20 protein-coding genes and 1 riboswitch are annotated in these 22,446 nt (G+C 37.9%); of the genes, 7 read left to right on the top strand and 13 right to left on the bottom strand.

Features of this window, described 5'->3' with window-relative positions; translation table 11 throughout:
* The first annotated feature begins 599 nt into the window (after positions 1-599).
* A complete protein-coding gene (locus ACIQZD_RS02775; RefSeq protein WP_402897902.1) occupies positions 600-1,532 on the top strand; it encodes a hypothetical protein in 933 nt (310 codons plus the stop codon).
* Positions 1,533-1,699: 167 nt separating this feature from the next.
* Here ACIQZD_RS02775 and ACIQZD_RS02770 read toward each other — a convergent pair whose 3' ends face one another.
* From ACIQZD_RS02770 to ACIQZD_RS02725, 10 genes are all read right to left on the bottom strand, one after another.
* Complete coding sequence (locus ACIQZD_RS02770; protein WP_402897899.1) at positions 1,700-3,241, bottom strand: glycoside hydrolase family protein; 1,542 nt, start codon at positions 3,239-3,241, stop codon at positions 1,700-1,702.
* A 105-nt stretch (positions 3,242-3,346) separates the two neighbouring features.
* A complete protein-coding gene (locus ACIQZD_RS02765) occupies positions 3,347-4,393 on the bottom strand; it encodes a glycosyltransferase family 4 protein (protein WP_402897896.1) in 1,047 nt (348 codons plus the stop codon).
* 5 nt (positions 4,394-4,398) lie between these two features.
* Positions 4,399-5,202 carry a glycosyltransferase family 2 protein gene (locus ACIQZD_RS02760; RefSeq protein WP_402897893.1) on the bottom strand — a complete coding sequence of 268 codons (804 nt, stop codon included), beginning with the start codon at positions 5,200-5,202 and terminating at the stop codon, positions 4,399-4,401.
* Positions 5,180-6,400: an O-antigen ligase family protein gene (locus ACIQZD_RS02755; protein ID WP_402897890.1), complete on the bottom strand. Its 1,221-nt coding sequence runs from the start codon at positions 6,398-6,400 to the stop codon at positions 5,180-5,182. Before ACIQZD_RS02755 ends, ACIQZD_RS02760 begins: the two co-directional genes overlap by 23 nt.
* Positions 6,381-7,847: an oligosaccharide flippase family protein gene (locus tag ACIQZD_RS02750; protein WP_402897886.1), complete on the bottom strand. Its 1,467-nt coding sequence runs from the start codon at positions 7,845-7,847 to the stop codon at positions 6,381-6,383. The genes ACIQZD_RS02755 and ACIQZD_RS02750 overlap by 20 nt, the downstream gene beginning before the upstream one ends.
* Positions 7,848-7,864: 17 nt before the next feature.
* Positions 7,865-8,857, bottom strand: a complete 993-nt coding sequence (locus ACIQZD_RS02745; protein WP_402897882.1) for an NAD-dependent epimerase/dehydratase family protein — start codon at positions 8,855-8,857, stop codon at positions 7,865-7,867.
* A gap of 22 nt (positions 8,858-8,879) precedes the next feature.
* Positions 8,880-9,431: a sugar transferase gene (locus tag ACIQZD_RS02740; RefSeq protein WP_402899865.1), complete on the bottom strand. Its 552-nt coding sequence runs from the start codon at positions 9,429-9,431 to the stop codon at positions 8,880-8,882.
* Positions 9,432-9,535: 104 nt separating this feature from the next.
* Positions 9,536-10,159, bottom strand: coding sequence for a P-loop NTPase family protein (locus ACIQZD_RS02735; protein WP_402897879.1), 624 nt, complete (start codon positions 10,157-10,159; stop codon positions 9,536-9,538).
* Positions 10,149-10,892, bottom strand: coding sequence for a YveK family protein (locus ACIQZD_RS02730; protein ID WP_402897876.1), 744 nt, complete (start codon positions 10,890-10,892; stop codon positions 10,149-10,151). Before ACIQZD_RS02730 ends, ACIQZD_RS02735 begins: the two co-directional genes overlap by 11 nt.
* A gap of 75 nt (positions 10,893-10,967) precedes the next feature.
* Positions 10,968-12,137 carry an acyltransferase family protein gene (locus ACIQZD_RS02725; RefSeq protein WP_402897874.1) on the bottom strand — a complete coding sequence of 390 codons (1,170 nt, stop codon included), beginning with the start codon at positions 12,135-12,137 and terminating at the stop codon, positions 10,968-10,970.
* A gap of 886 nt (positions 12,138-13,023) precedes the next feature.
* Positions 13,024-13,105, top strand: a riboswitch (cyclic di-GMP riboswitch).
* 18 nt (positions 13,106-13,123) lie between these two features.
* Between ACIQZD_RS02725 and ACIQZD_RS02720 the strand changes: the two genes are divergently transcribed.
* The 3 genes from ACIQZD_RS02720 (at position 13,124) to ACIQZD_RS26195 (ending at position 14,245) form a co-directional block, all read left to right on the top strand.
* On the top strand, positions 13,124-13,258 hold the full coding sequence (locus ACIQZD_RS02720; protein WP_402897871.1) for an anti-repressor SinI family protein: 135 nt from the start codon (positions 13,124-13,126) through the stop codon (positions 13,256-13,258).
* A gap of 487 nt (positions 13,259-13,745) precedes the next feature.
* The gene (locus ACIQZD_RS02715) at positions 13,746-13,883 is read left to right on the top strand and encodes a hypothetical protein (RefSeq protein WP_170974034.1); all 138 of its coding nucleotides are present in this window, start codon (positions 13,746-13,748) and stop codon (positions 13,881-13,883) included.
* Between the two features lie 224 nt (positions 13,884-14,107).
* The gene (locus ACIQZD_RS26195) at positions 14,108-14,245 is read left to right on the top strand and encodes a YwzD family small protein (protein ID WP_483878400.1); all 138 of its coding nucleotides are present in this window, start codon (positions 14,108-14,110) and stop codon (positions 14,243-14,245) included.
* 1,110 nt (positions 14,246-15,355) lie between these two features.
* Here ACIQZD_RS26195 and tagU read toward each other — a convergent pair.
* The gene (gene tagU, locus ACIQZD_RS02710) at positions 15,356-16,285 is read right to left on the bottom strand and encodes a polyisoprenyl-teichoic acid--peptidoglycan teichoic acid transferase TagU (RefSeq protein ID WP_402897867.1); all 930 of its coding nucleotides are present in this window, start codon (positions 16,283-16,285) and stop codon (positions 15,356-15,358) included.
* 746 nt (positions 16,286-17,031) lie between these two features.
* On the opposite strand from tagU, the gene ACIQZD_RS02705 reads away from it, so the two are divergent.
* Positions 17,032-18,012 (top strand): hypothetical protein, encoded by a 981-nt coding sequence (locus ACIQZD_RS02705; RefSeq protein WP_402897864.1) that lies wholly within the window; start codon positions 17,032-17,034, stop codon positions 18,010-18,012.
* A gap of 213 nt (positions 18,013-18,225) precedes the next feature.
* Complete coding sequence (locus ACIQZD_RS02700) at positions 18,226-18,873, top strand: DUF2642 domain-containing protein (protein WP_402897862.1); 648 nt, start codon at positions 18,226-18,228, stop codon at positions 18,871-18,873.
* Between the two features lie 30 nt (positions 18,874-18,903).
* Here the strand turns inward: ACIQZD_RS02700 and ACIQZD_RS02695 are convergent, their stop codons facing one another.
* Positions 18,904-20,175, bottom strand: coding sequence for a replication-associated recombination protein A (locus ACIQZD_RS02695; protein ID WP_402897859.1), 1,272 nt, complete (start codon positions 20,173-20,175; stop codon positions 18,904-18,906).
* Between the two features lie 205 nt (positions 20,176-20,380).
* Positions 20,381-21,346 carry a nuclease-related domain-containing protein gene (locus ACIQZD_RS02690; protein WP_402897856.1) on the bottom strand — a complete coding sequence of 322 codons (966 nt, stop codon included), beginning with the start codon at positions 21,344-21,346 and terminating at the stop codon, positions 20,381-20,383.
* Positions 21,347-22,020: 674 nt separating this feature from the next.
* Between ACIQZD_RS02690 and cymR the strand changes: the two genes are divergently transcribed.
* A complete protein-coding gene (gene cymR / locus ACIQZD_RS02685) occupies positions 22,021-22,440 on the top strand; it encodes a cysteine metabolism transcriptional regulator CymR (protein WP_076365115.1) in 420 nt (139 codons plus the stop codon).
* Positions 22,441-22,446: the final 6 nt, after the last annotated feature.

The following is a 22,446-nucleotide window of genomic DNA, read 5'->3' as shown; positions in this document are numbered from 1 at the left end:
AACGGTTTCATTTTTTGAACTTCTTACTCTGCAGATTATAATAAAACGCACTTGCTTAGTTTTTTTACTTGCTTCTTTGTAACTATTAGGAAACATATTTTGGATATACCTCAATAAAGTTATTAGGAATGTAAATTGGTATTGGAGCGCTTTGGAAAAGGTTGAATGGAGATTTGCATTGAAGTTCCTACTTAACTAATAGTTATATCTGAAAGATTTTTTAAGAACTAGATAGAGAGATATATGTTACTAAATAGCATCCATCTTGAAGGTGGATGCCTTATTTTCTATGTCTCATCTTTTAATCTGTATCAAAAAGATTTATTTTTGTTCTAAAATTCATAAATAATATAAATAACTTTAATTATTCTACCAATAAGTCCATATAGGAATACTCTCATCAAGTGAATCCTTTTGGAAATTACTCATGTCTAGGTTAATGTAAATGCCCTTAGAATATTTACCTTAGATAAGTTAAATAGAGTGTTATCATTAAGATTTTTTTCCCTCATTTACTTTTGTAATTAATTGACCTTCTACTCAGCCCATCATACTGCGGAAGAGCCGTAAGTATATAAAATAAATAAACTTAAAAAAGGATGAATTTCATGAAAAAAATAATCGGTTTAACCTTCTGTTTTTTGCTGATTGTTTTTTTCATTTTTCAGCAGAAACATTCTCTATCAAATCACAAAGAAAAGATATACGTTGAAGATTTTAAAGGGGCTAATGATTCTGCGAAGATTCAGGCTGCCATTGATTATGCAAAGGCCAATAAGTTAAAGACGGTTATGCTGGATGATAGGGAGTATTCGATTTCATCACCGATCAAAGTTAGGAAAGGTGTTAAGCTGCTATTTGGATACGGAACGAAGTTCATTGTTGAAGGAAACTTCAGGGTGCTTGAGCTTGAGCAGAATGCTTCCATTGAAGGTGCTTATGTAGTGATAAATGATGCTGAATTTAATTCAGAGGTCATTTACTTAGATGGTAAGTATAAATATTATAATACCTGGAACAAAACGCATGTGAAGGATGTAAATATCATTAACTGGTCCGAAAGTAATCAGGGTACAGGGATATCTCTATATGCTGGCGGTAAGGAACATGAGATTTCTTTCGTGAACTTTGAAAATGTCAAGGTTGCAGGAATGGAGACTGGAGTAAAGCTAATAGCTGAAAAACCGTCTTCTGGTAAGGCCTGGATCAATGCTAATCGTTTTTTGAATCTATCATTAGAAGATTGTGTGAATATGATTTACATAGATAGTAACTCTACCGTACCGAACGAGGTTAGTGGTAATCAATTTACCAACTTACAGATACAGCCTTCAGGCAAAACAAAGAGCATTTTGAAGGTAAATGGGCAATACAATAAGTTTGAGGGAATGGCTTGGGATTTGGACAAAATCACACTTCAAAACGATGTTATTGAACTTAAGGACAATAGCATGGGCACTATCATTGATATCCCATCTCTGCCTATGAGTCGAATTGCTGACAGAGGTCAAGCCAATATCTTGAATCAATAATAAAAGAGAAAAGGGTGATTAGCTAGTAGATAGGCACACACCCTGTAATATAATTTGAGATAACATTAATGACTATTAATTAACTGGTACTATTGATCCTTATCCATGGGGAATAATCCTTTCCTCTTTGGATAACGAGTTTATATGTCAGTTTTTTTATTTAATAGTCATAGCTTTGTAGTGATAATTTGGCCTTGATCATTAATACTCACTTTCCACTTTGTTCCGTTTGGAGAAGCCATTGTCACAGCTTTCCCTTTTTGAAGTTCTAAATCTCCATATAATGTGCCGCCTGTAGTAGGCAACCAAGCTGCACCTTGCTGTAACGATGATCGTGCGAAGATCCGATTAATCCGGAATCGTTTGTGCTCTTGTGTATACCCGCTTAACGTCAGTCTAATTTTATAGAGCGTTTCCGCTCTTGTTTCTGAGATAACCGTGTTACCGGCATTAAATGGGAGATTTTTTGCAACTGTCCAAGGTCCATTTAAGCTTTGTTGATATTCAATCAATACGCGGCTGGGACTTTCATTCCATCCAAAATAAATACCAAAGCAATTTAGCATTTTAATAGGCTGTTTGGTAAAATCCAATTCAATCACAACCGGTAGGGAACTAGGGACATCGAGGTAATTTACACTTTGCTCATCGAGTAAATTGAAGCAGTTATTGATATTTCCTCCATAAGGTGCCTTTCCAGAAAGCTGACGTACAGCGTAGCGGACGTTTGCATTTACTAGGATATCGTCTTGATTCCCGACCAGATGGGCTTTTCCTAAGGCAAGAGGTGGATATACTTGGAGCGATTCTTCATGAGGAGATGTGCATCGATTGTATTGGCCGCGATCAAGGATGGATGTGGATACCTGATTCGAGCTTAGGTAGTTGTGATGGGATGCGGAGGAGAATTCAATGACGAGCGGAGGATCGTCCATTCGGTAGGTATCCCATATGATGCCTTCAAATATATTATAAGCACCTGAACATCGAATGACTTTTTTAGTTTGTTTTCGGCTTTGAACTTGAATTCCAGTAAAGGTGTTTCCGGAAATTTCGTAAGGTAGATCACTGCTTCCGACAATCTCGATTCCGTACTGGCAGCCATCTATAAAGATGGACTCGAAGGAGTTGGCATTAATCCAACAAGGGGTATCTACATTTACTAGTTTTTCGGTTTTTAAATAGAGTGCTGTATGGAAGTTTGTGATTTGGAGGGAGCTTGCCTTAAAGAAACTGATGAAGTCCCATGCTTTGTTGCAGTATAGATGGATGGCTATACCTTGATACGTTGTTGTACGGTTAATAATATTGATATTCGATATAGCTGTATGATTATGGATTTCAATTTGCTGTGCCCCGGAAAGAAAAATGACGGATGAATTGAAGCTAGTATCGACTACTTCAATCGTCCCGCCGGAGAGGGAAGCATCCTTTTGTAGTTCAAAAACCTGGAAATTACCTTTAACTATTAATGTTATCGTCGGATCAATTTCAAGATGGACATTTTGCTTAATGACAATGGGGGAGGAAAGGGTATATTGTTTCTTCCCTGTAATGACAACTTTAGAGTAGTTATTATTTACACAATAATCAATCGCTGCTTGAATGGCTGGAGAATTATCCGCTAGATTCGGATCGGCGCCAAAACAATCAATATTAGCAATATTTCTGTTCTGGCAATCCTCAGGGAGGTTGAGTGGGTCTGCCATATATAACACTCCTTTTATGGTGATGTTATATAGCATATGCTTGTCCAAAAAAATATGTATAGGTATAAAAAACAAAAACAAACGAGGTTTTCGTTTGTTTTTGTTTCATTGATAGGTTTTCAGTGTAGAATGAATCATATTCGAGAGGGAGAAGGATTCTTCTACTTTTTGTCTTGCTTTGCTTCCCAAGCGTTCTCTTAAATCCACATTATCTTGAAGCGTTTTAATTTGTTTGGCAAATTCCTGTTCTGAATGTTGTGAAATGAGAATCCCGGTTTCATGGTCCACAATCGCTTCTTTAATGCCTCCTACATCGACTGACATGATTGGAGTTCCTGCGGCCATCGCTTCCAGGACGACCATTGGAAAAACTTCTCTAAGAGATGTTAAAAGAAGTAAGTCCATATTGCATATAAATTCATACGGATTGGAGGCATTGCCCAGGAGCTTCACTTTATGGCGTAACTTTAAGTCTTTAATCATCTTTTCTACAAATTCCCGCTCTGGTCCATCTCCAGCAATATAAAACATCACATTAGGTACGTCTTTTAACTCATTAACGATTTTTAAGAAAAGTTCATGATTTTTCTCTTTTGATAAGCGGGCTAAAATTCCCACATTGAAGGTTTCTTTAGGCTGTAATTGTTTAAAAGAAAAGTGTTCAACATCCACGCCGTTGTAAATCGTCCTAATAAGATTCTTACTTACCCCCAGCTGAAGTAAGTTATCTTTTTCAAAATTACTGACCGCAATGATTTGCTCAACATGCTTATTCAGCATTCTTTTAAATAGAAAGGGCATCTTTTTTTCTAGGATGGTTACATTATGCTTGGTATACACCAGCTTGATATTTCTTCTGGTCAGTTTCTTGATGGCGATCGAATATAGCAGCATTCTTAAACTATTGGCATGAATGACATCGATGTGTTTTAAGCGGACTTCTTTAGTCAGTATGTTAAGATTGGCAAGGTGATTCTTTAAGCTTAAAGGGATGAATTGTTGTTTGTTATGAATTTGCTTGTACAATTCCCCAGTCGCAGCGGCAGAGTAGAACGTCATGTTTTCATCCTGGAGATGGTTTTCCAATTTGCAAAAATACATTTCAGCTCCGCCTGTTATGAGTTTATCTGTAAGTAGCAGGACATTGTTCATATACCTTATTTCCCTCCATTTAGTAAAGAGGCAGGCTGTGAACCTCTGTTTTTGTTGTATGCGTTATAGGCGTATTTGCTAAAATAGAAGTTAGCTTTTACGATATTTAATTTTTCCTGGCTTCGTAACAGCTTCCAATATCGGTAAGCAGCCTTAAATTTATTTCTTGAAGTGGAGTTACTTACAATCCGATATTTGGATAAGACTTTTGGTAGGCCATGCGCTTTATATCCTTGTCGTAACAGTAACAGCCATAATGCAGTATCCTCAGGCTGAATATCAGGCATTTCGATATGCTTGATTTGCAGCCTATCCAGCATCACGGTTAAACAGCCAATTGTTGTATTTCCGATCAGATGCTTATAATCCACCTCTTTAGGTGCCTTTACTTCAACATCAAGAGACTTACCTTCTTCATCTATTAAAGAATAGGAGGTGAAAGAGAAAGCTAGATTTCCCTTTTGCATAAATGCAACTTGTTCTTCCATTTTAGTTGGAAGCCACAAATCATCACTATCAAGAAACGCGATATATTTTCCATGGGCTTCTTTAATGGCTATATTTCTTGCGCGGGCAGCTCCGACATTCTTGGATAAAGGAATAAGTCTGATCCGTGAATCATTCTCTGCATAGGATTTAATGATAGAAACAGAATCATCCTTTGATTGATCATCTACAATGATCATCTCCCAGTTAAAATAGGTTTGATCTTGGACAGTTTTTATCGTTTCAGGTATAAAGGACGAGCAGTTATACGAGGGAGTTATCACGGAAACTAAAGGTCTGTCATCCTTTTTGCTGTAGGTCATTACATTCCACCTCTTTTTTCTCATATACCGAAATATATTTTAAAGTTAGTGCTAAAAAGGAAAAAAATGCTTCATTAATCATGAGTGAAAGGGACATCATCTGTATTAAGAAAGCAAAAAGAGTAAGCACAATGAACGGTTTTTCTTTATGTAACTTAGTCTTGAATAAAGTGATGATAAGCATTAATAAAAAGGAAAGGTAAAAAAGAAAACCAATGATTCCTGACTCTACTAAAACCTCAAGATACGTATTGTGAACATATAGCTGTTCATTATGCTCAAAAGCGTAATAATCGGAAAAATTAAAAGCTCCAATGCCCAAAAGAGGATTTGACATAAAGTAGTTAATCGCCTGCCCCCATAATTCAAACCTTCCGCTGCCCCCGTCCGTTGAAAAGTCAGAAATGCGGCTCGTGACGATTTCATTGAGATCTATATTGATAAAAGATCCAACAACATATATTACCGCTAAAAATAATAAGGAAACAGCTAACATTTTGATTTTTTTTGAGAAATTAGCTAACAGCATGTACAAAAAGACCACCAATACAAGCGCTAAAACACCGCCTCTAGAAAATGTAAGAAGGGAAGTAATCATACATAGGAGGAATCCAATTGAACGCTTGAATCCCTTTAAATTGGTTAAATAATAGGAAAAAAAGATTGTGTTAAAAAAAATGAAGATGTTGGGGTCATCCAGCAAACCGATTAATCTTGGATAATCCCGGTCCAATAATAATCCATATGATGTAATCTCAACACCTGTCGGAAATCTTCCTGTCACCTTTATGCCGATGACGTACAATAATAGGCTAATGACGTTAAAGATGATACCGACATTTGCAATTGATTTCTCAATCGCACTTAGCGAAGTTAGCTCCAGTACATATCTCATGATGAAATAACAGCCAAGTACGAGTATCACTCCTAGGATGACCCGAATGCTCGATTCAGGATACTGAGAAAACGCGCCGCTCAGACAATAGGTGAAATAAAATAAAAGCAAAAGGATTTCATAATGATAAAGGGTATGGAAATAAAAATCCCGAAAATGAATGCAAAAGAAAATGGCTAGAAAAATCATGTAAATTTTTAAAGAAAAACCGATGGAGATATTATATTTACTGAGCGTAATAAAAAATAACAAGAGAAAGACTGACCAGATAGAGGTGTTTTTATTAATTAGCAATCTTTCCATTCTCTTTTTGTCTCCCATCTTGTAAATGTTTGGTCTCATGTTTCTTTTTAATAAAGCCAACGATTAATTGCTTGATGCTCTTGTCGAGCAGTAAAATTAGAGCAGTGACGAAAGTGATGGTTGACACCATGGCCAGAAAAGGATACTTGGATAATAAGTTGAGCATCAAGATGAAACTAATGAAAAAGAAGGTACCATACGGCAGGATGACCTTGGAGAGTACCGTTCTTTTTTCTGGGTTGGCAGCGACATAGCCAAAGAATGAGACGATTTCCATGGTAAGGACGGCAAAAGCTGAGCCGGCCACTGCATAGTTGATGCTCAGAAAATAGAAGGAAACCACTCCGACGGTGATGGTTATAAACTGGACAATTGTACGCCGGTTCTGTAATCCCCTTGTTGTGAGACCGTCAGCAATGGCAATGTTAAAGCCTTGCAGAACGATTATAAAAGCCAATATTTTTAAAGGCTGAACCGCAGATCCCCACTCGGCTCCGAATAAAATGGTGACAAGGTAAGTGGCCAAGTAGAATAAGGTTATAGTCATGCACATGCCGATATAGGACATGATTTTCATTTGCAGGATATTCAATCTTGTGTGTTCTGCAAGCTCCCCTTGGTTGTATCGCTTAAATAAAAGCGGAAAAAAAGCGCCTGCGATGACCCCTGGTATTTGGTATAAAGCAGAAGGAATGCGATAGGCTACTGCAAAAAGACCGACAAGCGCTAAAGGCAGTGTTTTTTCCAGTACCAATGGACCCAATTGTGGGGTTAGCATAATAAATAACCCACTGATTAAAAACGGACTAAGATTCGTTAATAATTGTTTTTCAAAAGGAGATTTCCATTTTATTTCCGCTTTTTTCAGCAGTAAATAAAGGCTGTAAAATCCGCCGGCTAAATAAGAGAATCCATATAAAAAGGCTGCTAGATGAACATCCACTTTTAAGCCCATACTCACCGTGGTGGAAAGTATTAACGCAAAAGATGAGAAGATTTTTATCGACGCGATGAATTGCATTCTTTCAGTTAATTGAAAGTAGGTTATACCAATACTTTGCATCGGCAGGCCAATGACCATCGGGATCATTAGACTATAGATCATATAAAGAATTTGTTGTTCTTGATAAAGAATCCTTATGCCGGCAAAAAAAACAAAAAAGGTCAAAAGGGAGCAAACAATCCGAATCTTAATATAGGAAGAAAACGTTCTTCCTAAGTTTTCCTTTTTTGACCCTTCCCTTAAAAAAGTATTACTTGTCCCGAGGTCCGTAAAAAAATTCATGACCATGGCAAGAGCCAATGCCACACTGAAAATCCCGTAGTTCTTTGAGTTAAAATAATTTGCTAATAGAATGAGCGTGGCCGCATTTAGAACATTGGATAGAATGGTACTGTAAAATAAATGGACAATATTTTTTAAAATAGAGTTTTTCTTTGTATTCACTTTATTCGCTCCCGATTTTATGACGATAAAGTCGTTGGCTTGAGTAGTGGTGCAGGTGATTGAATTGTCTTTCTGGTTAAAGAAGGCTGATTTTGGTTTAAATAATATTCATATGTGCTCGCAAGACCCTGTTCAAGTGAATGAGCGGGGTGCCAACCCAATTTTTGAAGTGTCGTTTTATTACAGAGTAAGCTTTCTTTGATATCCCCATTTTTCGCTGGCTGATAAATAGGAGATAAATCATGGCTGCCAAAGGATTGAATAATCGAGAATAATTGATTGATGCTTGTACTGGTGGTTGATGAGACATTGAAGGTGCCGCTTTCTTCATATTCCAACGCCTTCAGATTGGCATCGGCTACATCCTTTACATAGATGAAATCCCTTGTTTGAGTGCCGTCTCCATAAATGACGGGCCGTTCATTTTTTATCACAAGATTAGTGAAGATCGATATAACACCGCCTTCGCCGCTAGCTGTCTGTCTTGGCCCATATACATTGCTGTATCGAAGATTCACATAATTTAAATCGTATAATTCTTTAGCAAGCTTTAGATAATCCTCTGCCGTTTTTTTTGAAGCACCATAGGGTGATAATGGAGAGGTAAGATGTGATAATGTGATTGGCATGACATCAGCATCTCCATATACAGCTGCTGATGAGGCAAACACGATTTTTTTAACGGCATACTTGTGAGAGAGCTTAGCGATGTTTATCGTTCCCATGATATTAATTCGTGCATCATTCGTAATATCCGAAATGGATTGTTGTACACTTACTTGTGCAGCTTGATGAATGACATAGTCAGGCCTAAATGTCTCCATGGCATTTTCAAGCAGGACCTCATCTTCAACATTTCCAAAGAAGGGTGTGACTTTGGCTTGGACATTCCCGATAGATCCGCTGGAGAGGTTATCATATATAGCCACTTCATAATTATTACGGATTAATGTATCGACAATATGAGAGCCAATAAATCCAAAGCCCCCAGTTACTAGTACTTTATTCATTTTTCACTACTCCTTTTTTAGCTTATCTAGCTCCATTACCAGTAAAGACTATGGTCAATGTTCGGAACAAAATCTTTATTTCCATAGCAAATGAGCGGTGTTGAATATAATATAGGTCGAAATACAGCTTTTCTTTTGGTGTTAAATCATAACCCCCATTTACTTGTGCCCACCCTGTTATTCCTGGTTTCACATATAAACGGTTTTTAAAGCCAGGCAAAAACTTTTCGAATTCTTTATAGAAATATTCTCTTTCAGGTCTTGGCCCGATGAGCGACATATCTCCTTTTAAAACATTAATAAGCTGAGGGATTTCATCAATCCGTGTTTTTCGTATAAAGGCTCCTATTCTAGTCACCCTGGAATCATTTGTACTTGCCCACTTAGGCCCATTTTTTTCGGCATCGATGCCCATGGAACGCAGTTTAATCATATTGAAGGGCTTCCCATCCAGGCCAAGTCTTTGCTGATAAAAAAAAGGGGAGCCAGTTGAATCAATAGGGATAAGAATGCAGAATAAAAGTAAAATAGGTGCTGTAAGTATCAGCATAAAAAACGAGATGATTAAATCCATAGTGCGCTTTATATTAAAATTAGATGATGTCGATAGTGCTTTTGTCAGGATTTCTTCCTGCCTATCGACTCTGACTTTCGAATCCACTGGTTATCCTCCCTGAATTAAGAAATGATCATTGTTCCTGAAATTTCGAGATTTGCCCGTTCAAATTGCATTTTCACACCGGCAATTTTCTCTAACTTGTCTCTGCCTTCTTGTATCGCTAATATTATGCCATCACAATATTTAGCAACGATATTTGCATCAGGTTTATTTAAACTGTCAGATGTATGAAATAAAATGAGGTCAAAATCCTTCTTCCACTCTTCAATCAGAGTTGGAAGGGTCTCTAATGTTAATAATGTTGCTGGTTCATAAATGGCTTCGCTTGTAGGTATACAAAATAGATGACCCTTTATATGTATAGCATGTTCGTTAATATTGGGCTTCTCGTTTAAAAGCAAGTTGGTCAAACCGAATGAATTATCGATATTAAACACTTGATGCAGCGAGGGTTGACGCAGATTAGCATCCACTACAAGCACTCGTTTACGCTGCTCCGAAAAGGCAAGTGCTAAGCACGCTGCTGCATTTGCAATATTCTGTGATTGTGAAAGAGATGTAATCATTAATATTGAATCGTCTTTATGAAGGTTAGACTCGATATTGTTACATATCGAATAAAATTGCTCTTTATTGATTTCATTTAGGTAAAAGGATTGTTTCCTTGTGAATTTAATACTCACTATATTCACCCCGTTTGGTGGAAGGTAAGGTTTTATATGTTGTTTTACGTTTTCTGCTAATTCTTTTGGTATTCAAATCCAGTCTCCCTAATAATGGAATTCCAAGAAGTTCAAGCTCCCTATCGGAGTAGGTTGAATCATCAAAGTGCTCTCTAAGAAGTGCTAAGCCTATTCCAGCAAAAAAGCCTATTACTATTGAAATGGCTATAATGAATTTCGGCTTTGGGAAAAGCAGTTCTGCTTGTCCCATTTCATTATCATTGAGAATACTAATCTGTTTTACGTTTGTAATGTCTTTAAAATTAGATATCGAATGCCTCGCGACAGTCTGGGCGATGTCTTTAGCGGATTCCGGGTTTGAATCCTTGACGGTAATCGTGATGATTTGTGAATTATCTCTATTTGTAATGGAAACTTGCTTAAGTAAGTCATAGCTTGAAGTCTTAAGGTTCAATTCTTCTTTAACTCCTATCATGATTTGCGGACTTTTAATGATGTCCATATACGAAAGGGCAAGCTGTCTGTTCTCTTGAACTTTGTTAATGGAAGCTTCCTTTTCATCCATACTTAAAGATCCTGCCAGAACTTGAGTGGAATACTGATAGGTTGGTTTCATAAGGTACATGGACGAAAAAATAATAAAACCAGTAATACAAAGGGTAGATAGAATAATGATTAATATTCGCTTTTTTAAGATTCGTATAAAATCTTTAATTTTTACTTTTTCATTCATCGATTTCACCACTTTTTTAGAGATAGTTAGAATACGTTCACAACTTGCAAAGAATTTTTATATAATAGTAAGCAATTATCCTATTTTGCGTTTTAAAGCTATGTGGTCTTTGGAAATTATTTTTTCGTTTCTTGTGAAATACGATCCGAGCCTCATGCATGGTTTTTCCACGAGTAGATAGGACGCTGAAGAGAGTAAAAAAGATAAGAAAAAGGAAAATATCAATATTAAACCGGTAGGAAGCATGTTATAGAATAGGTACATCAATGAGAATAAGGATGTAAGATGGTACAAATACAAACTATATGAAATTTTCCCGAGAAGAGTTAGCAATCTAGACCTTAAGACCGCCGAAATTTTTTGGGAACATACGCTCATGATGATAAAAATGCAAACACCGAATGAGACCACATAATCCCTAAAAATATAATTATTTAAAAAATCCACTTCGCCAATGATGCCTTCGTACATAAAACAGGTAATTGCCCCCAACAACAATGCAATTTTTACAGGTTTTTTCTTTTTCAAGGTATAGGAAAAAAGTTCATGTCGATATTTCGCTAATATTGCTCCCATCAAAAAAAGGGTACTGTAGTGGAAACTTAGAAGAATGCTGGTTATATCCCCACCAGAACCAAACAAATACAAAAAAATAGTCGACGAAAAAATTAAAACAAAAAGCCATAATAAAGAGTATGTAAGCTTTTTTCGTACAAATAAAAAAATCAGAACAGGAAATATAATCGAAATTCTCATTTCGTGGACAAGGGACCATATAACATTGTTATAGGCGTCTGTATTGTACTGCCCTATAAACAAAAGATGTTCTATTAATAAGGTAGGAGTATCCGGGCCTGTCCAAGATTTACTAAACCAGTTAGTGATAAAGGGCAAATCAATATGGCTTAAAAGCATTTTCGCCAATATAGCCATGCCTATTGCTACTAGATATGGTATATAAATTCGAAACACTCGTTTTATTAAGTATGTAGAATAGTGGAATTTAGCACTATTAACTGATAAATACAAAACAAAACCACTCAATACAAAGAATAGAATGACAGACTCATTTCCACTGCTGAAAAAAAGGCGTAAAGGAGTTTCCTTGAACAAATAAATCATGTAGGAGCTGCTTGAATCATACTGATAATTAGCATATGAAGGGTATACCATCAAATAATGCCCGATTAACACAATGAGAGCGGCTAAACCCCTTAAAGAGTCGAATTCCTCATATCTAGTCATATCCTCCTCCATATGAACCGTTTTTTTTATAATATAGCACTTGTTCTTAATAAAGTATAGTTAGTTCTTTAAAACAGACAAAAATAGACAAAAAATATAAAGTTTACCATCATATCCTAATTTTTAGGATCAATTATGAAATTCTAATGGGCAAATAAAAACTTTCTGAGAATAGTTGAAAGACGGAACACATCATGCTAAATTTCTGAACATTGGCTGAAAAATCCGCATAAGGTTTGAGGATCAACTAGTATGATCAGAGAGGGAAACATACAAGTAGAAGATGAAGGGTACAAATTACTAGAATAGATTAATAACGAAACTGATTGACATAATAATGTAAAGGTGGTAAGTTCAATTTGAATATTCGTTATAGAGAACAAGTTGTTCGTTGAAAGAATTTAGCCTGTGGATTCTAACGAAAAATATTAAATAAAGTAACAAAAAAATGTAATACTTGTACTTTTATAAAAAGAAAAGCTCAATTAATAAGTTAATAGAAGAAAGGATGATTTTTAATGCCTTTATACCAAATGAGAGAAGTATGGACACCTTTAAAATTAGTTGGAGTTAAGTTTTTTAAAACAGAAGAAGGAAGTATTTTTATGAAAGTATTTAATAAACGTCGAAGAAAGTTAAAGTAATGCATTATTTAAAATTATTGCACGTTAAGCTTATTTGTAATGAAATAAAAATTCCCAATACTTAGTTGTTTTTTTAAGAATATTGTAGAATGATGGCGGAAAATAACGAAAAGTATTTTAGTTAATCATCAGCTTTTTAAGTATAATTAACATGAATATATGGGTATGTCGACTTAATAAAAGTTAGACTTACATATTTTGCGCATGAAACTAAATTGGAAAATCATCATAATGTTAAATATTCTTGAGAAAAGCAAACCTATTGAAAAATAGGGACGCAAAATTACAGGTCTAAGGCTTTGCTAAGACGGCTGTGTTACCACAAATTAGGCGGAATTTGTCATGGAAGCAAACAATGAATTGGAAGAATGGGTTTATTTAATGTTAGAGGCGAAAAATTCAGGCTTGTCCATTGAAGATGTGAATGATTTTATCGGAGAAAATGGATCAAGAGAAAAACATTGCATCATTGGATAAGCAATATGTACCTTAGGGAGGGCTGTTATACAGTCTTCTTTTTTTGTTTTCATTACCATAAAAGGTATCCAGAATAAAGCACATGGCGATAATAATAAAAATGCAACCTATTGAGGGAGATTTTTATTATGGATGTGCCTATTGCCTTTTTGAAGGGATTAATGTGGGGAACTTTATTAAGTGTACCGTTATGGTTATCATTTTTAGGTTGGATAAAAATAATAATGAATGTTTTAGAATAAAACCCTTAATTTATTTAAATGAATAAAGAAGGATTTAACATATTGATAATTGAATTTATTTTATATACATAATGTGTTTTAAGTTGTCTAACCCTTCTACGGATTTTGGACTATAGCAAAAAAATTGTTAATAAAAACTTAAATATTTTTAGCTGTATGTCGATACTACATATAGAGATCAAGCAAAGGGACTTCGCAAAAGGCGAAGTCAGATAGCTGCCATCAAAATATAAGGAGATCATTTGATGACAAAAAACAAATTCATTACGTTCGAGGAAGTTTATGAAAAGAAACAAAGAAGCAAGAAAATTTTTATTGGGACTTATATTACCATTACATTAGTTTTGATTTCATTAATGACTTATTTTATGGGGCAAGCATAATTTGTAGTATCGTAGGGGGCTGAGGAATCGGTACTTTTTTGTTTTTATCCACACATGTTGACTAGTAGTATTCCTTCCTACTTTGAATATTAATAAAATGTTAATTTTCAGTTGTTTTTCTCTATTATAGTAGATTCCACTTGCCGATCCCTACTATAATAAAAGAGTTATATTCCTTATTTTTGAAAAAGAATTGGGACAACTTATGAAATGGTGGAGTTGAGATTTCAAATGGATTTTTTGATATTTTAAAAGACACTTTTGCAAAAGGCGAGTTTGGGCAGGATGTTACTGTAAATGAACTTGTGGAGGAAATTAAGGAGAAATTAAGCGGAATCATCGAACAACCTGATAGTATATGATCCGTAGATACTTCGACCTAGCTTATTGATTGACGTTGGGTGCTTGGCGTAGAATACTATGCTTTCGTTTTCAGGCGCTCTTATGTGTCCTTTTTTATGCTAGTGCTGATGAACTTCATCTAAAACTAAGGTGGCAAACTCACTTATGGCAGAATGTCATGCTGGACACGTTTGGTAGTTTGCTTGGAATCTTCTATTCATTTTTCTTGTATCAGTGGAAAGGCGTCATCGAATTTGAAAAACTATTTCAATACATATAATAAAGGAGCATATCTACAACATGCTTCTTTTTTGTCGTTTATGAATGCTACGGCTATGAGGGTGAGGACTGGTGCAGGAGCTTGTACCATTTCTCATTGGCAACACGATTGAAAAAGCGTTTCAAAGTTGCGATTTAATTTATGTGCAACACCGGTGCCAGGTATTGTTGTATGGATGTGCAGACCTTTCAGTATGATGTAAGCCGATACTAAGAAAGTGAAGAGCTGGATTCTGGATAAGGTTGGAGGGCAGCATAAAACGGCCTATGAAATTCCAGTTACACAGGTCTTCAATTCTCGCATTAGGGTGTTTATCTTCAACAAGATAGCTATGTTATCAAAGAAAAAGGCGAATGCTGTTTGTTATGGGATTATCGGTTTAAATAGATTCCTCTCCTTTTTCAGGCTCGAGTTCGTTTTATTGAAAAGGGAGAGGCGATGCTCTCATGTATTGCCGAAAAGAGCTACTTCTCATGAAACATATTTCATTCTTGATCGATCACTGATGGCTTTCAGAATAAACATTTTGTCCTGTTTGCTTAGCATCGCCCAGCTGCCTGCTTTGATTTTCATACAAATCCACTCCTTTTGTTTAGGATTATTTATTAAAGTTGATGAATGACGGTTGATGGAATTCTGGGTCCAGTGAATGATAGTGTCAAGTGATTATAGGGGCAAGGGGAAGATGGAATTGTCAGCTCATATTAGATTATACCGTCTTTTAGTGCCTAATAAACAACAAAAATTCCAACAAATCTCTACAATTGGTGTTCGTTTTTTGTCAGAATATTGGACGGGGAAAATGAAAAAGCTGTCGGGATGCGGGTCCGGACAGCTCTTTCTTTTTTTCTTATTTGATGGATAATTGTTCTTTTAATTCGGATTGAACCTTTTCTTTTTCTTCATCCGACACAATATTATAGTAGACTCCTTCGATTTTCGTTCCATTGCCTGGAATGGTTGCTTGTGTTATGCTTTTGCTTGCGTCCCTGTAGTTCTTTTGGATGTCCATCATGTCATCAAACGTCAAATTCGTCTGGATATTTTTACTTAATGCATCGAAGACATCATCGTATTTCGTAAGTGATGAAAGGCTAGCACCTTCTTTTATGACAGCCTCGATTATGGAACGTTGTCTGGATTGACGGCCATAATCACCATTCGGATCATCATATCTCATTCGCGAATATTTAAGCGCATCTTCTCCATTGAGATTAATGCTCCCTTTTGCGAAATGGACACCTTCATAAGTGAAATCCAAATCGTTTTGCACTGTCACACCGCCGACTGCGTCAACGATATCCTTAAAGCCTTCCATATTGATCTTCATATAATAGTCGATTGGGATATCAAGGAAGTTTTCAACTGTATCCATGGACATTTTTGCGCCGCCGAAGGCAAATGCATGGTTGATTTTATCCTGTGTTCCATGACCGACGATTTCGGTCCGTGTATCACGCGGAATGCTTAGCATTTTGACCGATTTCTTTTGTGGATTGACTGTCAAGACGATCATTGTATCTGAGCGGCCTTTGTCGCCATCACGTTCATCGACACCGAGCATGAGCATTGAGAATGGCTCCTGATCGGATAGTGCAAGGTCCTTAGCTCGTTTATCGGTGGTGCGGTCTATTGGTGTATGCATCGTGTCAACGGTTTTTGTCAGTGAATTCCAAACGGAGTAGGCAAAGGCTCCCCCAGCTAATATGAATAGTAGGACAATTACCCCGACTACCTTCAGCCATGTCCGCTTCTTTTTCTTCTTTTTTTCATGTCTCATATTTTACTTCCTTCCTCTTTTTGTAACCACTTCATCTATTATATTTAATTTCATAATAAAAGAATAGTATATTTTGCTACTTTATAATACCTTTGACATATTTGGAAGCCAATAAAAGGTTTTGTAATGACTTGAAAGTTTAATAGTTTCATATTATTAGTTTAAAGATTTTTGAATTGAATGCTGATATAGCAGGGGTTTAATAAGCTATGATTTTGTAGGAGCACGCTTATAAAGTCTAGATTTCATCTAGGTAAATAGTCGTGAAATTTTTCAAGGGGAAGGCCGTATTGAAAACGGTGCTTTCAAGCTGCCTTTGCAATTCCTGGTGACAAACAAAGGAGAAGGACGGTATCCGCTGATCGCGATGTGTTTTCATTTGCCGTTCCGGAAAATGTTTCAGCTGAGCAAGTATGCCAGCGATAGGCCAAACTAAAACATCGTTTACATCCTGAACCGTGACAAAATCCGGGCAAAGGAAAGCTCCTGTGTAGCCATTTCATTCTATATAGAAATATGTTGAAGTAACTCCGGAAAAAATTCCGGAGTTTTTTTATTAAAAAGTAAGGCCCTTTTTTAAAAGTTGAATAGAATGGAAAAAGTGATTTTTCAAAAGGGGATTTCTAGGCGTACGACGATTTCCTACAAAATGGGTGATAAGCAGAGTCCGTATTAGAAAGCAGGCGCATATATATGCAGTACGGATATCATTAAAGTATAAATAACTATTGGAGGCTAAAGGAAAAATGGCAGAGACTGTTGGTTTACCGTACCTTGATGCTTTAACAGGAAAATCGGTGAGGGTGTTTAAAGGCGGGCCAGATTCTAGAGAAGGCCAGCTTATAGGAGTGCTAAGCGATTATATCGTTTTACAAACAGGGAAAAATGAACAAAGTCAACTTGTGTATTACGCAATCGATCATTTAAAAATAGTTGTGGCGAATGCGAGAAAGTCACAAGTCGATTTATTAGCCGACAACGAAGAAGAAACAGTATTTCCGACCAGTTTTTTAGGATTGCTGGCATCTCTTCAAACTAGCTGCATTCAAGTTAATGGCGGCGGTCCGGCATCTAAAGTTGGCCGGGTTGTAGATGTGAAGGATGAATTTTTAGTTTTATCCACGGTGAAAGATGGGCTTGTTTTATACCCGATTTCCCATATTAAAAGTGTAACAGTGATGGAACTTTCAGACGATCAGTTATTTCCTGAATTTGTATATAACGGAACTGATACGCTCAATGGCATACTAACTCGCTTAGTCCACAACTGGGTATCCGTTTTTGCTGGTGGACCTGAGAGGGTTGAGGGCATCCTGATGGAAGTGGCTGATACGTACCTTATCGTTGTGCATAATCAAGAATTATTTTATGTGACAACCGATCATGTCCAATTCGTGGCCTTAACTGTGCAGGTAGAGGAAGAAGCTGAAGAGGAATCAGGTGAAAAATCCGAAGATGGAGGTTCGTCAGACGGAGGTGCATCAAACGCAAATTCAGCAAATGGAAATTCAGCAAACGGAAGTAAAAAAGATGAAAGCAGTTCATCAGAAGAAAGCTCTTCATCAGAAGAAAGCTCTTCATCAGACGAAAGCAGTTCTTCATATGAAAGCTCTTCAAGCTCAAGCTCAGATGAAAGATCAGGAAGACGCAGAAGTCCTCGTGCAAATGCATTCAAGCAAATTTGGATTGAGAACTTAATCAAAGCTTCAAATCAAAATATCCGGTAAAGAAATACCAAACAGGTACAGCAACCAAAATCGAGTTGTTGTGCCTTCTTATGGAAGGTGGACATGCCGTTGTTTCCCAAGATGGATTCATTGGGATTCGTTACACCATTTTGATTTATTTTTTGATTTTCAAAAGTTTATGTTCAAATGCTTTTAAAATGGCCAAGCAACCATTCTGTTTGGTTGATTTTAATAGAAAGGGGGAAGCGTCGCTTGTTAGCAAAACATATAGGCCAGTATATGGAACTGGAGCTCTCGGGGAATATACATGTAGCGGGGATTTTAATTGAAGTAAGTTCGGACATCATCGTTTTGTATACTGGCAAAGTCTACCGTTACGTTCCATTCCGGCACATTAAGAATTTTTCCTTTCCTATGATAGATGAGGAGATTGGTTCGGGAGGAGAGCCGGAGATTGACGAGACATCGTTCCGAAAATTACTGATGAATGCGAAGGGGATGTTTGTTGAAATTCTGCTCACGAAAAAAAACTCGGTTCATGGTTATATCGTGGGCATCATGAATAACTATTTCGTCTTTTATTCGCCAGTATTTAAAACGATGTTCATTTCGATGGATCATTTAAAGTGGCTTTCGGTTTGTGATGATGAAAAGGGACCATACGGCTTGAATAAAGGGGAACAATTGGCACAGGTTTCATCTTTAAGCTGGGCCAGGACATTGGAGGAACAGGTGAAAAAGTTAACCAATAAACTGGTGGTGCTCGACTTGGGGATGCATCCGCAGAATATCGGGATGATCAGTGCGGTGAAAGATGGCATCATTGAGATGGTGAATGCTCAAGGGGAGGCGATTTTTGTCAACATGAGGCATGTTAAAAGTTTTCATTTCCCACAATAAAGAAACTCCGGGTCTAGAAGTGACCCGGAGTTATTTCTTTTTATCGATATTTTCATAGACCGAGGCAAGGGCTTGTTCAAATTTCCCGCTCTTTTTCGGTATGTAGTATTTTTTTCTGCGCAGTTTGTCCGGTAAGTATTGCTGCTTCACCCAGCCATTCTCGTAATCATGCGGATAAAGGTAGCCGATGCCGCGTCCGAGTTCAGTGGCCCCTTTGTAATGGGCATCCTTAAGATGATCCGGTACATCTCCACTATGGCCGCTGCGAATGTCGGAAAGAGCCGCATCAATTGCGGAAATGGCCGTATTCGATTTAGGTGATAGGCATAACTCGATCACGGAGTTGGCAAGTGGAATCCGGGCTTCAGGAAAACCGAGCCGTTCAGCGGCTTCGACTGCAGCGAGGGCCCTGGGACCAGCCTGCGGATTGGCAAGACCTATGTCTTCGTAGGCAATGACCACCATGCGGCGGGCAATGCTGACAAGATCGCCGGCTTCGACCAAGCGCCCCAAATAATGAAGGGCTGCATTCACATCACTGCCGCGAATTGATTTTTGGAAAGCCGACAGAACATCGTAATGGGCATCTCCATCCTTGTCATGTGAGAAGCTTTTTTTCTGCATGCATTCCTCGGCAATTTGCAGATCTATATGAATCGTTCCGGAGTCATCAGGTTCGGTGGAAATGACGGCGAGCTCAAGAGCGTTAAGCGCACTGCGGACATCTCCGTTCGAAGCCGTCGCGAAATGGGTAAGGGCATCAAGGCTGACATCCGTTTTATATGCACCAAGCCCGCGCTCTTCATCATGAAGTGCCCGTTCCAGAGCTTTGGTTATATCATTGGTTTCCAATGATTTGAGCTCGAAAATCTGGCACCGGCTTCGGATGGCTGGATTGATTGCATGATAGGGATTGCTGGTCGTTGCACCGATCAAGGTGATCATCCCGTTTTCAAGATATGGCAATAGGAAATCCTGCTTCGCCTTATCGAGCCGGTGAACCTCATCAAGCAGCAGAATCACTTTCCCGGACATCTTAGCCTCGGCAGCCACGATTTCCATATCCTTTTTATTATTGGTCACCGCGTTCAGTGTCCTGAAAGCAAACTTCGTGCTTCCGGCAATCGCACTTGCAATCGAAGTCTTGCCAATTCCCGGCGGACCATACAGTATCATGGAAGAAAGCTGCTTGGCTTTCACCATCCTTGCGATAATTTTCCCTTCACCGACCAGATGCTCCTGCCCGATGATCTCATCTATCGACCGAGGCCGCATCCGGAAAGCAAGCGGTTTAATATTCATTGCGCACCTCTCCTTTTTATATAAGGTATCACAACTGATGGGGGAAATGCGCTGATTATGCTGTAAAAGAGGGTGAATTCCTATTATAGTAGTCGGTTTCGGGATTTAATTTGTGCTGTGAGATCGATAATTCAATCAAGCGGGGGACTAATTCGACCTACCGGGGGACTAATTCGACCTACCAGCGGAAAAATCCGACCTATCCTTATATGAGAGAATTTAATAGATAAACTCTGCCTCTAGTATGGCCGGAATGATTCAGTTTTAGTGAAAGTAATAGTTTTTTTGCACTGGATGGGGATTGGATTTGTAGGAAGTTTCGAAATTCCCTGTTGGTAATGGTAGGTTTGACGAGGTATAGATAATCATAAAGTGCCGAAATGTGAGCATCGAGGGAAATATCCAAACAGGTACGGCAAATCCACTTTCTTGATTTCCGCTCCATGGAAAATGCATGACACTTATCGCAGAATACTCCGGTTTGGAGGGCGGTAATCGGAATTCTATAATTGTCTAGCGGTTTAGGAATATAAGGGATGTGACCATCAAGCAATAGATCCGATAATCGTTTCATTGCTCTAGTAGAAAGGACATCTTCGTTATACTTGTTTTTTAATTCCTCAATTTTAAGTAGAATCCGATCCTTACGTATCACTTTTCTATTAATATCCGTATTCCCGGCCCGAATGATCGTTGAAGAATTGGCACTGACTACGAGAGTTTCAACTGGAAGGTTGTTCGTTCTTTTTGTTTTTAACCAGTCTAACAAGTGCTGGCGCTGCCGGCTCACTTGCAATATGGGATCATCAAAAGCTTTGGTTTTCCCATCTGGGTTTGTACGGATAAGTTGATTGAATGCATTATCGAAAAAGATTTCACCAGCCATGTTTTTGACTTCAAGGATTAAAAGGAAAGAGGATGTGAGAATGAGGATGTCCATTTGGAAGGGAAAAGATGATCCAATAAGTCGGAGGTCATGAAAGAGTAGATACTCTTTTTCAGGAAGGAATTTAAGAGATTGGAAGACTCTGTTTTCACCGTTGTATCCGGCCTTGATTTTTTTGATATCATCAATTATTGCCGGGTGCTTCGCATGCCCAGGAGGTAAGCGTCTCATCAGAGCTTCGAGCATGTCTATTTTTAAAGGCCTCTTGCAGTTTTTAATGATCATGATAACCACTCCTTATAGATTTAAGTGAAGTATTCTCGGTTAATTAAGTGATTTCCTGTATTTTAGTGAAATTAAATGTGGCATGTAACGTACTTTTGTATTAATTCGACCTATCCTTCCAATAATCCGACCGTCCGAGCGAAAAATCCGACCTATCCCCACAATAATCCGACCGTCCGAGCGAAAAATCCGACCTAGCGTAAATAATCCAGCTTCCAAGCGAAAAATCCGTTCTAGCACCCAATAATCCGACCTAGCGTAAATAATCCAGCTTCCAAGCGAAAAATTCGACCTATCCCTGCAATAATCCGACCGTCCGAGCGAAAAATCCGACCTAGCGTAAATAATCCAGCTTCCAAGCGAAAAATCCGTTCTGGCACCCAATAATCCGACCGTCCAAGCGAAAGATTCGACCTATCCCCGCAATAATCCGGCCGTCCAAGCGAAAGATTCAATCTATCCCCGCAATAATCCGACCTAACCCAAAATCCTGTCCCATACCCGATAAAAATTCGTCAGCCGATCTATTACATTCCATTCTTTATTTTCATTTTTCCTACCTCTCCAATTAGGATAATTTGACAAATGAAGGGCGGGTGAATGCATTTCCGGCGGGAATATGCTATAATTTCAAAAGAATTTAGAAACGGATAAATAATTTGAGGTGTATATGTATGAAGATATCTACTAAAGGCCGTTATGGTTTGACGATTATGATCGAGCTTGCTAAACATTATGGAGAAGGCCCGAAGAGTTTGAAATCGATTGCCCAGACGCATAATCTGTCGGAGCATTATTTGGAGCAGTTGATTGCGCCGCTTCGTAATGCGGGGTTGGTGAAGAGTGTCCGCGGTGCGTATGGCGGGTATATCCTGTCTAAAGATCCTCAGGAAATTACTTCGGGTGATGTCATTCGTGTATTGGAAGGGCCGATTACCCCTGTTGAAGGAATTGAGGATGAGGAGCCGGTAAAGCGCCAGCTTTGGATCCGGATTCGCGATGCTGTGAAGGATGTATTGGATAATACGACGCTTATGGATTTGGCGAGCTACAAGGATACGGGTGAAATCGATTCTTATATGTACTATATTTAAGTGATT

Source organism: Peribacillus sp. NPDC096447 (assembly GCF_044762725.1).
Taxonomy (GTDB): Bacteria; Bacillota; Bacilli; order Bacillales; family DSM-1321; genus Peribacillus.
The sequence above is the reverse complement of the archived record's forward strand: the minus strand, read 5'-3'. Positions and strand labels throughout refer to the sequence as shown.